The organism is Clostridium sp. CCUG 7971, from assembly GCF_017590215.1.
In the GTDB taxonomy this organism is placed as follows: Bacteria; Bacillota; Clostridia; order Peptostreptococcales; family Peptostreptococcaceae; genus Faecalimicrobium.
The window spans coordinates 1-876 of sequence record NZ_JAFFPK010000229.1 but is presented as its reverse complement, the minus strand read 5'-3'; the positions used below and the strand labels follow the sequence as shown (position 1 = coordinate 876).

General features: G+C 33.2%; 3 protein-coding genes. All 3 read right to left on the bottom strand.

The window, feature by feature from the left end:
* Positions 1 to 301 precede the first annotated feature (301 nt).
* From JWF52_RS19560 to JWF52_RS18950, 3 genes are read right to left on the bottom strand one after another with little or no spacing between them, the layout of a single operon-like run.
* On the bottom strand, positions 302 to 550 hold the full coding sequence (locus JWF52_RS19560) for a CoA-transferase (protein ID WP_353654990.1): 249 nt from the start codon (positions 548 to 550) through the stop codon (positions 302 to 304).
* The gene (locus JWF52_RS19555; protein ID WP_286184287.1) at positions 543 to 713 is read right to left on the bottom strand and encodes a CoA-transferase; all 171 of its coding nucleotides are present in this window, start codon (positions 711 to 713) and stop codon (positions 543 to 545) included. The genes JWF52_RS19560 and JWF52_RS19555 overlap by 8 nt, the downstream gene beginning before the upstream one ends.
* Before the next feature lie 19 nt (positions 714 to 732).
* Entirely contained in the window at positions 733 to 873 is a 141-nt protein-coding gene (locus JWF52_RS18950; protein WP_353654991.1) for a 3-keto-5-aminohexanoate cleavage protein, read from the bottom strand.
* Between the last annotated feature and the right edge of the window lie 3 nt (positions 874 to 876).

Below are 876 nucleotides of genomic sequence, written 5' to 3'. Positions count from 1 at the left end.
TTTTTAAATTCTTTAGCTACCCTTTTAGCTATAATCTCTTTAGGATTCATTTATTTTCGCCTCCTTTATTATGTAATCTACGACTACACCCTGGAGTCATTATCATCTCTTTTTCCTAAGTCTTTAGATTCCACTAATTCTTCAGCTTCAACTATTACTAAATCACTTGCCATAGCTATCAATTGGAATTGAGTTTTTTAGTAGTTCCCCCTATAAAACCTGTACTTTCCAAATGAATCAACGACACTACCCTTTTACAAGTGCTATATCTGCTCTTAGTGGTAATTCTAATAAATATTCTTTACCATTTACAGTTATTTTTTCTTTTATTTTCTTCAACTAAAGTTCCCACTCCTGTTGGAGTTAATATTCCGCCTAGACCAAATCCACCTGCTCTTACTCTTTCTATAAGTGTTCCTTGTGGAGATAATTCAACTTCTAATTTGCCTTCATTCATTAGTCTTCCCGTCTGGGCATTTGTTCCTATATGAGAGGCTATAACCTTTTTAACTTGATTATTTACTATAAGTCTTCCTATTCCTTTATCCACAAAGAAGTATCATTCCTATTATAGTTAAGTTTTTAGCACCAGATTCTATAAGTGAATCTATAAGAATTTCTCCTGTTCCACATCCTAAAAATCCACCTACCATAATAGTCATATCATCTTTAAAAAGATTCTTTAATGTTTCTACAGATATAACTTTGCTCATTTTATCCCCCCTAGATAGTTTAAGCTTCTTGTGTGCTTAATATATTAACCTCTAAACCTAGTATTTCACGAGCTTCTTTAGGTGAAGCTACTTCTCTACCAAGCTCTCTTACTATATTTGCAGCCTTTTTAACTAATTCTCCATTTGAAGATGCTGGCACCCC